Genomic DNA, 15,548 nt, shown 5'->3' with positions numbered 1-15,548 from the left:
TGGATCACGACTCGTAAGGCGAATATGAAACCCGTTGTGAGAAGCCTATGGGATCAGCTATTACTGCGTAAGCGGGCGATTATTGAGACCATCAATGATCAACTAAAAAATCAATCTCAAGTCGAGCATTCTCGTCATCGTTCTTTGACGAATTATATGGCAGATGTGGTCGCGGGATTGATTGCTTATACCTATCAACCCCGAAAACCCTCGTTAAATCTTAGTAGCTCTGCACTTATTGCATTGTAATCAATGAATTAACAGATTTTCTTATGTCGAACTCAGGTTAACTAGGAGGATTGCAATGGCAGAATCAATTCATCACTCTCGTGTAATACGTAATGATGCATTGGGTAGATTTTTAGAAAAACTCAGTGAAGGAATGGCATGGTTAGCTGGCGGCATCTTTATCGCCGAGGCGGTAATGTCGGTCGTTAGTGTTATCGGTCGTGCCCTTTGGAATACACCAGTTCTGGGGGATTATGAAATCGTTCAGGTTTTATCCGCCATGGGAATAGCTCTATGTTTACCTTATTGCCAATTACGCGCCGGTCATGTATTTGTGGACTTTTTTACGCTCCGAGTGCCACGCCGTTTTAATCGCATATTAGATTATGCTGCGCTGTTATTATTAGCGCTGGCAGCGTTTTTAGTCGCGTGGCGAGTTTGGGCTGGATTATTAGATATTAAAGAGTATGGCGAAACCTCAATGGTCATTGGTATTCCCATTTGGTGGGGGTATGTGCCTTTAGTATGGGGCTTTGCCGTATTAGGTTTAGTCGCCCTATATGATTTTAGCCGTGCTTTTAACAAGGATGTTTAACTATGGATGGCAGCTCAGTTGGCATCATCATGGGCATTGTCATGATGGTAATGTTAGTGTTACGCGTCCATATTGGCATCGTAATGTTTATCACCGGAGCCGTCGGTTATATCTGGTTAGCCGGTTTTGATCCTTTTTTATCTTATTTAAAAAATGCTCCTTATGGGCGTTTCTCAGTTTATGATTTATCCGTTGTACCGCTATTTTTATTAATGGGGCAATTTGCGACCCACGGTGGTTTATCCCGTGCGTTATTTTCCGCCGCTAATCGTTTTATTGGGCATTGGCGCGGAGGAATGGCGATGGCGGGTATTGCCTCCTGTGCAGGGTTTGGTGCTATTTGCGGCTCATCCTTAGCCACTGCCGCTACCATGGGGCAGGTCGTATTGCCAGAATTAAAGCGTCATGGTTATAAGCCTAGTTTAGCGGCGGGTGCTATGGCAGTAGGTGGATCATTAGGTATTTTAATTCCGCCTTCAGTGCCATTAGTAATTTATGCCATTTTATCAGAGCAGAATATTGCTAAGTTATTTATGGCAGCCTTTATTCCGGGTGTATTAGCTGTATTAGGTTATATGCTAGTGATCGCTATTCAAGTCCGTGTGAATCCGAGTTTAGCCGAGGGTATACCTGAAAAATTTTCTTGGTCTGAGCGTATGCGTGCGGTGATTGACACGTGGCCTGTGATGTTAATTTTTACCGTGGTGATTGGCGGTATTTACAGTGGCTTATTTACTCCCACCGAAGCAGCATCTGTAGGGGTATTAGCAACGGGTATTGCGGCTTGGAAATCAGGGGGGTTAACGGGTGCTGGTTTGGCTCAGTGTATTTATGGCACCGCAATCGGTACGGGTATGATGTTCTTAATTCTATTAGGGGCTGATATGCTTAATGCCTTTATGGCCTTAAGTCAAATACCTACGGCGGTGGCTAGTTGGGTAGCAGAGTCTGGTTTTAGCCCCATGATGGTATTATTCATGATTATTCTAGCCTATGTCTTATTAGGTTGTGTCATGGATAGTTTATCGATGATTCTTTTAACCGTTCCGGTGTTTTTGCCGATTATATTAGGTATCGATTATTGGGGTTTAGGTGCTGACGAAAAAACCATTTGGTTTGGTATTATTGCGCTAGTAGTGATGGAGATTGGTTTAATTACTCCCCCCGTCGGTATGAATGTGTATATTATTCATAATACCGCGCGTGATATACCCATGCAGACTATTTTTAAAGGTGTAATTCCTTTCTTAATGTCTGATATTGTGCGTATTGCGCTATTGGTATTTATTCCGAGTATTTCATTGTTTATTGTGACTTAGTTAGTAAGTCCTTGCGTTTGCACTAGGGTGCGAATTTCTGCCAAGAATGAGAAGGTGGCTGGCGATAATAAGCTGCCTTCTCTAGTCACAATGCCAATAGCACGCGGTGCATTGCTTAATTGAATAGGTAATACCTTTAGCTTACCCTCCTGAATTTCAAAACAAACCTGATGCGGTGAAATGGCGGTAATTAAATCACTCACCTGTAATAGGGTGCGTAATAAGGCTAAATCACCCGTTTCAACCGAAGGCAGCGGTGGCGGTAAGCCAGCACTTTGAAACGCGACATCTATAGTGGTTCTAGAGGGGGTATCGGTACGGGGTAAAATCCATTGCGCATGAGCTAGTTGAGCCAGATCAATAGGATGTTGTTGGGTGAGGGGGTGATTGGCACGTGCCACAATAGCGACTTTATCAATAAATAGCGTTTCATTGACTAAGCCCACGCTCAGCTCGTCAGGACGCAAGGCTCCCAAAATAAAATCAATATCCCCACTACGTAAACCGGATACTAATATTTCATAGGGGCTTTCTAAGGTTTTAATCTGCAAGCGGGGGTGGTTTTTTAAGATCTCGGCAATAGCTAAGGGCAATAATACGGTGCGTCCTAAGGGCAAGGCTCCTATGGTAATCGTACCCTCTAACGCGCCTTGAATCGCGGAAATATCGGAGAGCATATGGCGCAATTCAGCCAATACGCGTTTAGCATAGATTAATAGTTTTTCACCACTGTCATTTAGGCACATGCCAGTAGCTAAGCGCTGAAACAGGGGGCGGCCTAGAGCACTTTCTAACCGACTGAGCGCCATGCTGACGCCTGCTTGGGACATACCGAGTCTATGGGCGGCATTAACCACTTGTTTTTGTTCGGCAATCGTTGCAAACAGCAGCAGTTTTTTTCCAGAAAAGAGCGTGTTAATAATAGGGTGCAGTAGTTGATGTGTAGGGGCGTTATTATCAAGGACTTGGGCGGCGGCGTGAATTTCCTGCTCAATACGCTGCACCCGTCGCAGCACCACTTCACCATAGCTCGTTAGCAGCATGCCGCGTGGTTTGCGCTCAAATAAGCTTATCTCCAAAATTTGCTCTAGTTTGGCAATAGCACGCGTGATAGCGGAGGGGGTTTTGAAAATGTGTTCGGCGGCTTTGCTGATACTCCCTGCCTCGGCTACGGCTAGAAAGATACGTAAATAGCTCAAGTTATCTTCAAGCACTAAATAAGTGGTGTGTTGAGCAGTAGCCATTAAACTTATACCCTGTATGCGATCCATAGGGTTTGATCCCCTAGCAAATGATTTATCAGTTTCGCCGTAAGACCCCGTCCGTTCACGGCGGGGATATCAGGCGAATCGGTTGGAAACCGATGATTCGGTCGTTCACTTGAGTTAGAATAGTAGCATGACATCCCCCCTAGTGACGGTTCTCAAAACGCTAAAAGTACGAGTCAAGGATAAGCACACGCCTATTCTTGAACGTATGGCGTTTGAAGTGAATCAGGTCTGGAATGCGGCAAATGAGCAAAGTGCTTACTACGCAGCGATACCGGTTCCCGAAGTCGGTTGGTTGCATATCTATGTGAGTGCTTACGATCTTGCCAACTCTCAAGCCGCTTTGCGTAAAGAACGTGGGTTTCTCATTCATTCCCAAACGGTTCAAGAAGTGACGGAAGCCCACGAGAAAGCCCGCAAGCAATTCAAGAAAAGCAAATTGTGCTGGAGAATATCGAGTGGTTCTAAGCATTCCTTAGGTTGGATACCCTTCAAAAAAGGTGCAGCCGTTTGGAAGAATGGACAAGTTCGCTATGCGGGTCACTATTTCAAGGTATGGGATAGCTATGGACTCTCTCAATATGAATTCCGTTCTGGCTCATTTTCCCAAGATGCTAGAGGTCGCTGGTACTTCAATGTGGTCGTAGCAGTCCCTGTTATAGAGTCGATAGCTCAAGGACAAATCGGAATTGATTTAGGTCTTAAAGATGCTGCTACTTGTAGCAATGGCTTAAAGCTTGAGTCCAAACAGTTCTATCGAGAACTGGAATCTAAACTGGGTATAGCTCAAAGAGCTAAACAGAAAAAACGAGTCAAAGCGATTCATGCCAAAATCAAGAATCGTCGTTTAGATACTATCCATCAATTCACTACCCAAGTTGTTAAAGATAACAGCTTAATCGTCATTGGTGATGTGAGCAGTTCTGCCTTAGCTAAAACCAAGATGGCTAAATCCGTATTAGATGCAGGATGGTATATGCTCAAGATACAGTTGAAGTACAAAGCAATTATGCAGTCAGCTATGTATCTAGAAGTCAATGAATCGTACACGACCCAAACTTGTTCGAGTTGTGGCTGTATTAGCCCCAACAGTCCGAAAGGTAGAACAGGCTTGCGAATAAGAGAATGGTCTTGCTCTGAGTGTGGAGCAATGCATGATAGAGATGTCAATGCAGCTAAGAATATTCTCGCGCTCGGACATGAGCGTCTGGCAGCAGGAATCCCCGTCCTTTAGGTCGGGGAGGATGTCAAATCACAAAAAGCTACAGAGAATGGGTGCAGAGTTAATATTTATCAGCATAGGCACTGCTAATGAGTACTCAAGCTGAAATCCTCTCTCCATGAGATCGTCAAATGATTAGGGTGATAGTCTGCATCATATTGCAACCAGCCTGAGCGCCATTCGTGCCACAGTACAGAGTTCGGTACATAGGGGTTTGCATGACGAGAAATTTGTTGATAACAGGCATTACTCCCTTCTGATGAAGCATGGTCAAGGACTAAATGTGGCCATTGTTGGTCTTTTTTTAGCTTTAACATGGTGGTGTACCTCGCATAAACCTTGAGTATGCGCTGATTGCGACTAAGCGTTTCTAAACCTCCTGTTTTAAATAATATTCTTAACTTACGGTCTAGCAATCCTTTTAGAAGGTTTGTTTTCGTTGATAAAACGAAAAACGATCCTTATGGATTTTTCTCTAGCCCACGCAACTTGGGTCAACATAAGATTCTTATATGAGATCGTATATGATTATTTTTATAAATTAATAAAATATTTATATGATAAATTTTATTATATTAATTTTTTATAGCTAAGCTGACTCTTTTATATTCCTTTACTAAATACTAGACCCCGCACTCAACAAGGTTTGTAGCTAGAGATAGTTAGATACTAAATAGAATGGCACCTCCAGAGTCTGTGCATAACTCAAGAGCATAGAAGCATGATCCATCATTTAAAAGGCTGCATCGACAAAAAATTGAGTATATAATTCAGTATAAGTTGGTGAAAAGAGGGAGCTATGTAAATGAAATTGAAAATATATAGTATAATTTTTTTGGCTTGTATATTTTATAATATTAGCAATACACAAGTTGTGGCTGATAATATCAAGGGAAATATTATCAAGGATAGCAAGAAGGTTATTTTGAATCAAAAAAGTATTGGTTATATACCTAAATCAAGTGCGTCTTACTCAAATAAAAATTTAGAAATAAATAGTATAAAGTGTAATGCCAATATATTTAAATCAAACTTGCTTCCTAACGATCTAGGACAATACTCTTTTGTTGATTTCAATATAAAGCCTTCATATTTTTTTGATGAAATAAAGAATATAAATTGTACTTTAAATAGTGCAATGAATTCTAGAATGGAAAAATTGCATTTACTTGTTTCTAATAGATTATCAAAAGAGGAAAAAATAAAATTTGATGAAAACATGAAATTTGAGTGTGATCAAGATAAGCTATCATTCCTCATCGATAGTTTAATGTTTTTAGAGGTAAAGAAATGAAGTTATTACATTTTTTATTAGTATTTTTATTAACTAACTCATTTGCTTGGTGTGGCGCTATTGATTTTGCTGAAATTAAAAAAAATATAGTAAATGAAAACACTAAAAATAATAGTCTAACAACGCAATCCTCGCTATTACCTCAAAACTATCAAATTACTGAGGATAAACAGATTTTAGATGCGGAAAAACAAAGAATATTAGAGGCTATTAATAACTTGAAACAATTAAGCCAACATGAAGTGGATGTTATTAGGCAGTTAAGCCAACATGAAATAGAGGTTATTAAGCAGGAATCAGATATAAGAAAGCATAATTTTGAGTGGCAATTACTATCGTCTCAATTGATTTTTGGCGTTTTCTTCGTTTTTGTATTAAGTGGGCTATATTTTTCTTATTTACAATTTACTGCCGTAAAAACGACTGCGAATAGTTTATCTAGTACACCAGAGGCTCCCGTAGTCAGCCAATTAGATATATCAGCTACTGGAGTTAAGGTATCCTCTCCTGTTATTGGATTATTAATACTAGTGTTATCCCTAGTGCTTTTCTATATTTATGTTAAAGAGGTTTATCCTATAAAAACCGTAGAGGAGGTCAACAGAGCAACAGTTGAAAAAGCACCGGAAAAACCAGCAGCTCCTTCAGTACAAGAAGAGAAAAAGAGTAATTAGTTGGCATGTAGTTATCATTAAGATGCACCTTACCAAACATAAACCACCACAATGGACAGGAGGAGATAGCCAGAGCGTATGAGTGGGCAGAGCAGCCTATTCTGCGTGGGTGAGTTAGGGGTAAGGAGATAAAGGAGAAGCCAATGAAAAACTCAAATTTAATTAATAGCTTACCCGCATATTTTTGGAATACGCCCTATAACGCTAAACACCATCCTCAAGCAGAGGGCGTGAAAGGGGTAGAGGGCGGTGCCAATTGCCAACAGTTCGCTTATGAAGTGCTACGCTTTTACGGTTTAAACCCACCTAATCTACGCTCTAGTGAACTATGGGAAGACAATACGCTGATGACTGTGGCCGATTTAAGTGCTTTGCAACCTCTAGATTTATTGTTATGGAATGACACCGCCAAAGCCTATGGTGCTCATGTAGGGGTATATGTGGGTGAAGGGCAAGCCTTGCATCTATCAAAAGCAAATCATTATCCCAAAGTAGAAACCTTAAGCCACCTTGAGACTTTGCCAGAGTATCAAGTATGGATTGGGGCGAAACGGGTGGGGGTTATTTAAACAGCTCGGAATGACTACCTAATCGAGCTAATTCAAGTAGCTCATCAGATAGTTTGTACATCAGTAATAAATCTGGTCGCACATGACATTCACGAAACGCCTGTAAGTCACCACTTAAGGCATGATCATGGTATTTTTCGGGTAAGGGTTGATCATTCAACAGTAAATACAGCACTTCCACCAAAGGTTCACTCAACCCTATTTTCGCAATATCACGTTTAAAGGCTTTACTGGGCTTAAATTTCCGCATGGATGTCTGCCATCATCGCATCCAAATTATCATAGGTTTTACTCTGACCTTCTTTTAGCTCACGAATAGCCTCTAGTGTGGTGGCATTGGGTTGATAGTCAAAGTTAAGCGGAATGGTTTTGGTTTCAGCCGTGCGTTTTAAGAACATTTTGATCGCTTGGGCGGGTGTGATGCCATAGCTTTTGAAAACCTCAAAAGCTTGATTTTTCAATTCTTCATCGAGTCGAATATTGTAAGAAACGGTCATAGTAAGTCTACCTGTACCAAACTGTGGTTAGTTACATTGTAGTTACTCTGTATATACATAGCAATACTATTTTATATCTAGAACCTTCACACATTATCAGTAGTCTGATTATTTTTTATGCAGTTAGTCAGATTGACCTCATCAATTAGCCATTGCCGATGGTAGCGGGCAATTAAGAAATATCTTTTGCTGTTATCCATGAGCAAGCAGTGGAAAACGTAGTCACAGAGGGCTGTATGCGTACAGTAAACTAGACGTATACCATGACCTAGGGCAAGATGTACGCCATCGATCAAACTTAAGGATTCGTTATGGCAGGTGCAAGTCTGTTAACCCTTTTAGACGACATTGCTACCATTCTGGATGATGTCGCACTCATGACCAAAGTAGCGGCTAAAAAAACGGCTGGGGTACTCGGTGATGATTTAGCGCTCAATGCTCAACAAGTCTCAGGCGTGAGTGCCGATCGTGAATTGCCCGTGGTGTGGTCGGTTGCGCTAGGGTCTTTATTAAATAAAGCGATTTTAGTCCCCGCAGCACTCCTGATTAGTTACTTTATCCCGCAGGCGATTACCCCACTGTTGATGATAGGGGGCTTATACCTGTGTTATGAGGGGGTAGAAAAACTCTTTCATAGCCTAAAAGATGATGAAGTGGAGCACTCAGAGCACCTACATGCTTTAGTCGATACTAAGGTCGATATGGTGGCCTTTGAGAAAGATAAAATTAAAGGAGCGATTCGTACCGATTTTATTTTATCCGCCGAGATTATTGTCATTGCCTTAGGGACGGTGGCGACTATGCCGCTGACTACGCAAATTTTAGTGCTGACCTTAATTGCTTTAGCCATGACAGTAGGGGTATATGGGCTGGTGGCCGGGATTGTTAAATTAGATGATTTAGGGTTGTATTTAAATCGTTTGACGGGGCAGTCAATCTTCACAAAGGGATTACGGGTCTTAGGACGTGGGTTAATTAATGCCGCCCCTTATCTGATGAAAATATTGACCATTGTGGGGACAGCGGCAATGTTTATGGTGGGGGGGAGTATTTTAATGCATGGTTTGGGTGAGCTAGTCCCTGTGGTACATCATACTTTAAAACATATTAATGACTTAGCCGCCAATGTACCGGGTATTGGTTCCTTTCTCGCTATTGTAACACCTACCTTACTCGATACCATCGGGGGCATTGTGGCAGGTGCAATAACACTATTAGTGGTTACTTTAGTTGCTAAGGTATTGGGTAAATCGACAGAACAGCATGCTTAAGACCTGCACTAAGCCTACTTTAGAGGGAAAGTAGGCTTTATACTACCCAACGTTTTTTAATTCATTATGGCTTGTATTCAATGCTATTAAACCGTTCCTTAGTGCCGACGCAATTTGCAGTATGGCACTATCTACTTGCTCTTATAGCGGGCTTAAGTTTGGTATTTGCGTTTGCGCCCTTTGCTTGGCGCGTGGTGGCATGGTTAGCACCTGCGGGGCTATTTTGGTTATTACTCACACCCAGTTCTTTAAAGCAGCGTATTTTGATGGCGTGGCTATTTGGTATTGGCGTATTTGCGGGGGGCGCACATTGGCTCTATGTGAGTTTGCATGACTATGGGGGCGCACATTTTCTCTTAGCAGGACTCATGGTCGCGATTTTTGTGCTGCTGATGGGATTATACAGTGCCTTATTAGGAGGCATGACCTATGGGGTGCGGAATTTTCCTCTGGTCTTACAATTATTAGTATTTTTCCCTGCCTTTTGGTGGTTGACGGAGTGGTTACGGGGTTGGCTTTTATTAGGCGGCTTTCCGTGGTTACAATTGGGGCATACACAAATTAATACCCCATTAGTCGGGTTTGTGCCTTTTATTGGCTCTCAAGGGGTGAGCTACTTAGTGGCGTTGGGAGCGGGTGCTTTAGTGCTAGTAGTGTTAGGGGCCACTAAATCACGCATTGCAGCCTTAAGTATTTTTATCGGCCTATTGGTCACAGGTTATTTCTTAAAATCGGTTACTTGGACAACCCCTATAGGGGAAAAGCTCTATGTCAGCCTGATTCAGGGCAATCTACCACAAGAAGAAAAGTTTGTGCCTGGATTACGCAATCAGCATATTCAAAAACAGATTGATATGACCATGTCCCCCGAAGGGCAGTCTCCGTTGGAAAGTTCACATATTGTCATTTGGCCTGAAACCGCCTTACCCGATTTTTTCCATAATGCCATGGATGATGTGGTTTATCCTTTAATGGATGCGACTAAAAATACCAATAGCGATTTATTAATGGGCGGCTTTTATACCGATAATCAAAATAAAACCTATAATGCGGTGATGCGTATTGGTGCGGATGAGCGTCTTGATGTGTATGGTAAGCAGCAATTAGTGCCTTTTGGCGAATATACCCCTTTATTGGAGTATTTTCGTTGGATGGAAAAATTTATTCGCGTCCCGTTTGATAATCTCAGTCCTTGGACGGGGGGTGTGACCATGACAGTAGCCGGACAAGTAATGCGCTTATCGGTGTGTTATGAGGATGCCTATGGTGCATTAATGCTGAAAGGTTTACCGGAGGCCACTATGCTAGTGAATGTCAGTAATGATGGCTGGTTTAAGGGTTCGATTGAGGTGGCACAACACGCCGAGATTGCACGGATGCGCGCGGTAGAAAGTGGGCGCTATATGGTACGGGCGACCAATACCGGTATTAGTCAAATTATTAATCCTACGGGATATGTTGAAGCCTATGGTGCAGAAAACACTCAGATTGTGGTATCGGGTTATGCTCAGCCTATGAGTGGGCGTACTCCCTATATGTTATGGAGTGATTATGCGATATTAGGTTGGGTCTTAGCGTTAATAGGCATGGTGTATGGTCTACGCAAACGTTGGGTTAGTCTATAATTTTAGGCTCTTTTGGTTTGCTTCTTTTGGGTGAGCCGTTATTAATAGCTTGGAGCTAGCGGATAATTATGAAAATTAGAACGCTCATATGGGTATTGTTATTTTTAATTTTGCTGATTTTAATGGTATTGGGGATTAATTGGTATCTAGAACGCCATAAACCTCAGCCCCCTGTTACGCCGCCGGAACAACCGACGGAATCGGGGGGGATAACCACGCCGGTGGAGCCGGCTCCTAAGATTGAATTACCACGTTATAGTGGTCAGGCGCGTATGCCATTAGGGATGAATGCGAATGAAATTCACCACGAGGATGCAAGTTTTCCGTTTGTGGATTTATTTCGGATGGCAGATCCCTTTAAAAATAATCCCATGGGGTTAAGTACCGATAAGGTGGAATACGATGCAAATGGTTGGCCTATTAATCTGCAGGGTGGGCATGCGGGGACAAAATTCATTGGCAAAATGATTCCCGGTGCTATTCCTGAGGGACAGTATACGGTGCTATATGATGGGCAGGGTAAAATCACCTATGGTCATGATGTGAAAGTAATAAGCCAAAGCCAAGGGCGCGATGTTATTACCTTACCACCGGGGGATGATAATCAAATCGATGGCAGTCTTACTATTAAGAAAATCAATAAAAAAGACCCGATTCGTAATATTCGCATCCTACCACCCGGCGGAATTTGCCACGATGATATTTTTACCTATGTCAAAAGTGCGGAGGAATGTGTTGGCATGGGGGACTATTTACCCTATGAGCGTTATTACAACTCGATTGTATTTAACCCCGACTATTTAAATTATCTCAAAGACTTCCAAGTCGTGCGTTTTATGGGGATGTCGGGTATTACCCGTAATCCGGCGAGTCATTGGTCAGAGCGTCCGCATCTTGAGGAGTCATCTTGGGGTGGGACTTATGGTGAGCGGGGCGCACCTTTAGAAATTCAAGTGGAATTAGCCAATCGTTTAAAGGTGGATGGTTGGTTTAATGTCCCTCATCAAGCCGATGATGACTATGTGCGTAATACTGCGCAATATTTAAAAGACCACCTCGATCCTGAGTTAAAAGTCTATATTGAATATACGAATGAAGCGTGGAATACCAATTTCTCCCATAGTGAATACACGCAAAAGAAAGGGATTGAGGCCGGTTATAGTCAAAATTCGGTAGAAGCAGGGCAAGAATACTATGTTGTGCGCTCCTTAGAGGTCTTTAAGATTTTTGAAGAGGTATTTGCCGAGCGTAAAGATAAGTTAGTACGTTTATTAGGCTCTTGGGATACCCGTCCTGATCTGACCAAGCGCTTATTGACGTTGCATGATGCATATAAAAAGATTGATGCCATTGCGATAGCGCCTTATTTCGGGGGTAATGTACGTGATTTTCGTACTTCAACTACCGTGGATGAAATCTTTAAATACGCCAGTGAGGAAGGCTCTTATCGCTCTTTAGCCGAATTGATTAAACATATTCAAGAGCAAACTAAGCTGACCCGTGAATTTGGAGTGGATTTAATCGCTTATGAAGGCGGGCAAAGCTTGGTTGATTGGGTGACACGTGATGCAGGGGAAGGGCCTAATCCATTATTTTTTGCTGCCAATCGTGATCCGCGCATGGGCGAGCTTTATACCAAAATGTTGAATGGTTGGAAGGATGCTGGAGGAGGCTTATTTGTGTTGTTTTCCTCCCCGCGCACGTGTCAGTGGTATGGTTGTTGGGGGCTAAAAGAGCATATTCGCCAAGATCCTGATACAGCACCAAAATACCATGCGGTGAAGGAGTTTATGAAAAATAACCCTGATTGGGGTAAAGAAAATACTTCACCCAAACCCTCCACACCGGAGCAGGTAGCACAAGTAGCCGCAAGTGTCGCCAAACAATTAGCCTCTGAGGATAAGCCGCGTAAGCCTGAGGATCCAGTGATTGTGTTTCGTCCCGCGAAAGATCCAGAGCGCTATTTCTTTTTGGAAAATCCGCGCACTCTCGATACCTTAATCACGGGAGATACGTGGGCGAAAAAAGATTTATTTGGTAAGTGGCAAGCCAAGTGGGATGAGAAATTTATTTATCTCACGGTAAAAGTCTATGACGAAAATATGATTCATGATTCCGAAGACCCCACTCAGGATGATTCGATTGAGTTTATGATTGATGCCGATAATAGTCGCTTGGATCATTATGATGGAGTGAATGATTTTAGATTCATTTTTGCTTGGGGGCGTGATCAGGTGATTTTCAGTGATAACTCACCTGATAAGGTCAAAGGTAAAGGTGCTTCATTACCCGCAGATTTTAAATATACCTTAGAAAAAACCGCTGATGGCTATGAGCTACAAGCTTATATTCCTTGGTCGTTATTAGGTGTCACGCCGGCGATTGCTAAGCGGGTGGGGGTTGAGGTACAGGTGAATGATGACGATGATGGCGGTGATCGTGAACAAAAAATCTCATGGATTGCTCGCCAAGCACATGCAGATACCGATCCACGTTTATTTGGGGTAGTAATTATTAGCGGACGTTGAGAGGGCTAGCCCCTCAGATAAAGGAGCGTACTTATGAGTGCGCTCCTTTAGTGCCCGTTAGCGAGTGCTTAAGGTAGTGGGTTTATCACCCGGAAGATCTAAAGTCATGAAGTGCTTGTCGTGGCTAGAGAGATGAAAGAGTTGCCGAATCATTTGGTTTTCATAGCGTACTTGAGCAATATAATTCCCCGCCGGTAGTAATAACGCAGCTGTATGATGTCTAGATTGATAAATCTTTGTTTTTGAAAGATTATTTAATTTATAAATAGACAAATCGACCTTTTTGAATAATGGCTCCCCGTGCTGTTGCACCATTAAAAAGAGCTGTGTTTGATTACTAGAGAGCGCCCAGGCGGGCTGAACTAGATTGGTTAATAAGACAAGTAGAGAGGATTTAGCGAAGGTGTGGATCAAGGTCATACTAGCCTCTTAGTTATTATAATTATTAATCAGTATGTGAGTGTTAGGACATATTGAAGATGTTGGTTGCAAAATATAATTAGGTATTTTTTTATTACTATTGTGAACACCTGCTTGTGTGTTCTAAGCCCTCACCAACAAAACCGCCCCAGTAAAGCAATAAGTGATTACTGCCTGTCAGGTATCTATGACCTGTCAATGACTAGTAGAGTCAAAACTATAAATTAATTTTATTAATTATAAATTATTCTAATGAATAAGCAATATATGTGTAGGGGTATTTTGTTTGGAGTCAGCTAGATGAAAACAGGGGGTAAGCAGGAAGTAAAGCGCTAGCATTATCCTGCTAACGCTTTGAAATATAAGTATAATTATCTGTTATGCCTTACCAGATAAAGCCAGGTTCACGGTAATAACGCCGTCCATCCCGAAAAGGTTGACTTTGATTAGAGCGAGCCTGCCGTTTGGGCGGACAATATCCCGCATTAGCATAACGTACCTGTGAGCGAGGACGTGAAACTACGGTACTCGTGATCACGGTGGTGACGACCCTAGTGCTAGTGTAAGCAACTGGCTCTTGATAACTTACCTCGGTAGTGCGACAAGGCGAATTACAATCACCTGAGGTTACAAAGGTGGCATAGGTGGCATGAGCTTGAGTACTGAGAGCGCCTAAACCCATGACACTAACGGCCATTAACGGTTTAAGTAAGTTTTTCATCATATAATCCTTGTTATTAATTAATTACAGAGTAACCAGGGCGAATATAGCCACTGTCAAAGGCCAGCAAAGCGACACGATTAGATTTTTTGGCTAACATTTTGGCCTGACGGCGTAAATCACGGGCTTGTAAACTGAGATCGACGTCATTGAAACCTTGTCTTTTACTAATAGCGACTTGATATTCTAGTGCACTAGCTTGTTGATTTAAGCACCATGCTTGTGCGCGTAATGAGTTACCTTTGTCCACGATAGGGGCTAAGGGGCCAGCCATTGCAGCTTGCTGTATTGTCAGTGTCGCTAAACCACCACTAATAGCTAATAATAATTTGTTCATTGTGCTAATCCTTGTGTGAGAAGAAGATCATCTTTCTTCATCACTAAGAATAGTGTAGATTCTTTAAAAAATAATTTTATTTTTTTATTTTAATCAATAAGTTAATAAAATTTTTTGACCGGGATGTAAGCTTTATTATCCTCCACTTTTAGATTAAGGTGGCTTATTTTATTAATATTTTTTAAATCTATGATGCAGGGTGGGGAGTGCTGATTTGTTGTACTTATGATACAGTAAAACCATGATTAAAGATGGTAAATTAGAGATAATAGGTAGAGCGTATTAATGTAATTGGCACTGTAATTGCCTTATTTGATTACTTGCCAAGTACTCGCTAAATATCGGAGTAAAATATGGAGCTGACCCCGCGTGAAAAGGATAAATTATTACTATTTACGGCTGGTCTATTAGCCGAGCGGCGTAAAGCACGTGGCTTAAAATTAAACTACCCAGAGGCGGTCGCCTTGATTAGTTGTGCCATTTTAGAGGGCGCGCGCGATGGCAAAACCGTTGCTGAGCTAATGAATGAGGGACGCACACTGCTCTCTCGTGCGGATGTTATGGAAGGTATTCCAGAAATGATTACCGAGGTGCAAGTGGAGGCCACTTTCCCTGATGGTACTAAGTTAGTCACCGTCCACGATCCTATTATTTAATAGTGAAGGAGCAGGCCATGATTCCGGGCGAGATTATTCCAGCAGCGGGCGATATTGAATTGAATGTAGGGCGAGATACCGTCACGATTGTGGTCGCTAATACGGGCGATCGACCGATTCAAGTGGGTTCCCACTATCATTTTTTTGAAACCAATGACGCGCTGCAATTTGACCGCGACAAAGTACGCGGCATGCGCCTGAATATTCCGGCGGGAACAGCGGTGCGTTTTGAGCCGGGACAAACCCGTGAAGTGCAATTAGTCCCTTATGCGGGAAGCCGTGAAGTGTATGGTTTTCAAGGTAAAATCATGGGGTCATTATAAG

At 42.2% G+C, this 15,548-nt stretch carries 19 protein-coding genes; 12 read left to right on the top strand and 7 right to left on the bottom strand.

Annotation, left to right across the window (positions count from 1 at the left end; translation table 11 throughout):
- The 3 genes from A3IK_RS19305 to A3IK_RS0111545 form a co-directional block, all read left to right on the top strand.
- Positions 1 to 249 (top strand): transposase (locus tag A3IK_RS19305; RefSeq protein WP_020560141.1); only part of this gene is annotated, 249 nt, incomplete at its 5' end.
- 55 nt (positions 250 to 304) lie between these two features.
- Positions 305 to 823 (top strand): TRAP transporter small permease, encoded by a 519-nt coding sequence (locus A3IK_RS0111550; RefSeq protein ID WP_020560140.1) that lies wholly within the window; start codon positions 305 to 307, stop codon positions 821 to 823.
- 2 nt (positions 824 to 825) lie between these two features.
- Positions 826 to 2,142 (top strand): TRAP transporter large permease, encoded by a 1,317-nt coding sequence (locus A3IK_RS0111545; protein WP_020560139.1) that lies wholly within the window; start codon positions 826 to 828, stop codon positions 2,140 to 2,142.
- On the opposite strand, the gene A3IK_RS0111540 is transcribed toward A3IK_RS0111545, so the two are convergent.
- On the bottom strand, positions 2,139 to 3,413 hold the full coding sequence (locus A3IK_RS0111540) for a LysR substrate-binding domain-containing protein (protein WP_020560138.1): 1,275 nt from the start codon (positions 3,411 to 3,413) through the stop codon (positions 2,139 to 2,141). The two genes, A3IK_RS0111545 and A3IK_RS0111540, sit on opposite strands and share 4 nt — an antisense overlap.
- Before the next feature lie 127 nt (positions 3,414 to 3,540).
- Between A3IK_RS0111540 and A3IK_RS0111535 the strand changes: the two genes are divergently transcribed.
- Positions 3,541 to 4,644, top strand: coding sequence for an RNA-guided endonuclease InsQ/TnpB family protein (locus tag A3IK_RS0111535; protein ID WP_020560137.1), 1,104 nt, complete (start codon positions 3,541 to 3,543; stop codon positions 4,642 to 4,644).
- Positions 4,645 to 4,718: 74 nt separating this feature from the next.
- Here the strand turns inward: A3IK_RS0111535 and A3IK_RS21350 are convergent, their stop codons facing one another.
- Positions 4,719 to 4,949, bottom strand: coding sequence for a hypothetical protein (locus A3IK_RS21350; RefSeq protein WP_162596649.1), 231 nt, complete (start codon positions 4,947 to 4,949; stop codon positions 4,719 to 4,721).
- 488 nt (positions 4,950 to 5,437) lie between these two features.
- Between A3IK_RS21350 and A3IK_RS0111530 the strand changes: the two genes are divergently transcribed.
- The 3 genes from A3IK_RS0111530 (at position 5,438) to A3IK_RS0111520 (ending at position 7,169) form a co-directional block, all read left to right on the top strand.
- Positions 5,438 to 5,926, top strand: a complete 489-nt coding sequence (locus A3IK_RS0111530) for a hypothetical protein (protein WP_020560136.1) — start codon at positions 5,438 to 5,440, stop codon at positions 5,924 to 5,926.
- On the top strand, positions 5,923 to 6,600 hold the full coding sequence (locus tag A3IK_RS0111525; protein ID WP_020560135.1) for a hypothetical protein: 678 nt from the start codon (positions 5,923 to 5,925) through the stop codon (positions 6,598 to 6,600). Before A3IK_RS0111530 ends, A3IK_RS0111525 begins: the two co-directional genes overlap by 4 nt.
- A gap of 143 nt (positions 6,601 to 6,743) precedes the next feature.
- Entirely contained in the window at positions 6,744 to 7,169 is a 426-nt protein-coding gene (locus A3IK_RS0111520; RefSeq protein WP_020560134.1) for an NlpC/P60 family protein, read from the top strand.
- Here the strand turns inward: A3IK_RS0111520 and A3IK_RS0111515 are convergent.
- Positions 7,162 to 7,419: a type II toxin-antitoxin system RelE/ParE family toxin gene (locus A3IK_RS0111515; protein WP_020560133.1), complete on the bottom strand. Its 258-nt coding sequence runs from the start codon at positions 7,417 to 7,419 to the stop codon at positions 7,162 to 7,164. The two genes, A3IK_RS0111520 and A3IK_RS0111515, sit on opposite strands and share 8 nt — an antisense overlap.
- Entirely contained in the window at positions 7,406 to 7,666 is a 261-nt protein-coding gene (locus tag A3IK_RS0111510; protein ID WP_020560132.1) for a type II toxin-antitoxin system RelB/DinJ family antitoxin, read from the bottom strand. The genes A3IK_RS0111515 and A3IK_RS0111510 overlap by 14 nt, the downstream gene beginning before the upstream one ends.
- Positions 7,667 to 7,977: 311 nt before the next feature.
- Between A3IK_RS0111510 and A3IK_RS0111505 the strand changes: the two genes are divergently transcribed.
- The 3 genes from A3IK_RS0111505 (at position 7,978) to A3IK_RS0111495 (ending at position 13,090) form a co-directional block, all read left to right on the top strand.
- On the top strand, positions 7,978 to 8,937 hold the full coding sequence (locus A3IK_RS0111505) for a DUF808 domain-containing protein (RefSeq protein WP_020560131.1): 960 nt from the start codon (positions 7,978 to 7,980) through the stop codon (positions 8,935 to 8,937).
- 80 nt (positions 8,938 to 9,017) lie between these two features.
- The gene (gene lnt, locus A3IK_RS0111500; protein WP_020560130.1) at positions 9,018 to 10,562 is read left to right on the top strand and encodes an apolipoprotein N-acyltransferase; all 1,545 of its coding nucleotides are present in this window, start codon (positions 9,018 to 9,020) and stop codon (positions 10,560 to 10,562) included.
- A gap of 68 nt (positions 10,563 to 10,630) precedes the next feature.
- The gene (locus A3IK_RS0111495) at positions 10,631 to 13,090 is read left to right on the top strand and encodes a sugar-binding protein (protein ID WP_020560129.1); all 2,460 of its coding nucleotides are present in this window, start codon (positions 10,631 to 10,633) and stop codon (positions 13,088 to 13,090) included.
- Positions 13,091 to 13,147: 57 nt separating this feature from the next.
- On the opposite strand, the gene A3IK_RS0111490 is transcribed toward A3IK_RS0111495, so the two are convergent.
- The 3 genes from A3IK_RS0111490 to A3IK_RS0111480 all read right to left on the bottom strand — a co-directional run bounded on the left by A3IK_RS0111490 (position 13,148) and on the right by A3IK_RS0111480 (position 14,568).
- Entirely contained in the window at positions 13,148 to 13,510 is a 363-nt protein-coding gene (locus A3IK_RS0111490; RefSeq protein WP_020560128.1) for a hypothetical protein, read from the bottom strand.
- 385 nt (positions 13,511 to 13,895) lie between these two features.
- Positions 13,896 to 14,234, bottom strand: coding sequence for a hypothetical protein (locus A3IK_RS0111485; RefSeq protein ID WP_162596648.1), 339 nt, complete (start codon positions 14,232 to 14,234; stop codon positions 13,896 to 13,898).
- A 13-nt stretch (positions 14,235 to 14,247) separates the two neighbouring features.
- Complete coding sequence (locus A3IK_RS0111480) at positions 14,248 to 14,568, bottom strand: hypothetical protein (protein WP_020560126.1); 321 nt, start codon at positions 14,566 to 14,568, stop codon at positions 14,248 to 14,250.
- Positions 14,569 to 14,921: 353 nt separating this feature from the next.
- Between A3IK_RS0111480 and ureA the strand changes: the two genes are divergently transcribed.
- Both ureA and A3IK_RS0111470 read left to right on the top strand, forming a co-directional pair.
- On the top strand, positions 14,922 to 15,224 hold the full coding sequence (gene ureA, locus A3IK_RS0111475; protein ID WP_020560125.1) for an urease subunit gamma: 303 nt from the start codon (positions 14,922 to 14,924) through the stop codon (positions 15,222 to 15,224).
- A gap of 17 nt (positions 15,225 to 15,241) precedes the next feature.
- Positions 15,242 to 15,547 carry an urease subunit beta gene (locus A3IK_RS0111470; RefSeq protein ID WP_020560124.1) on the top strand — a complete coding sequence of 102 codons (306 nt, stop codon included), beginning with the start codon at positions 15,242 to 15,244 and terminating at the stop codon, positions 15,545 to 15,547.
- Position 15,548: the final 1 nt, after the last annotated feature.

This window comes from Thiofilum flexile DSM 14609, assembly GCF_000380185.1.
GTDB lineage: Bacteria > Pseudomonadota > Gammaproteobacteria > Thiotrichales > Thiotrichaceae > Thiofilum > Thiofilum flexile.
This window is presented reverse-complemented; position numbering and strand designations above follow the sequence as displayed.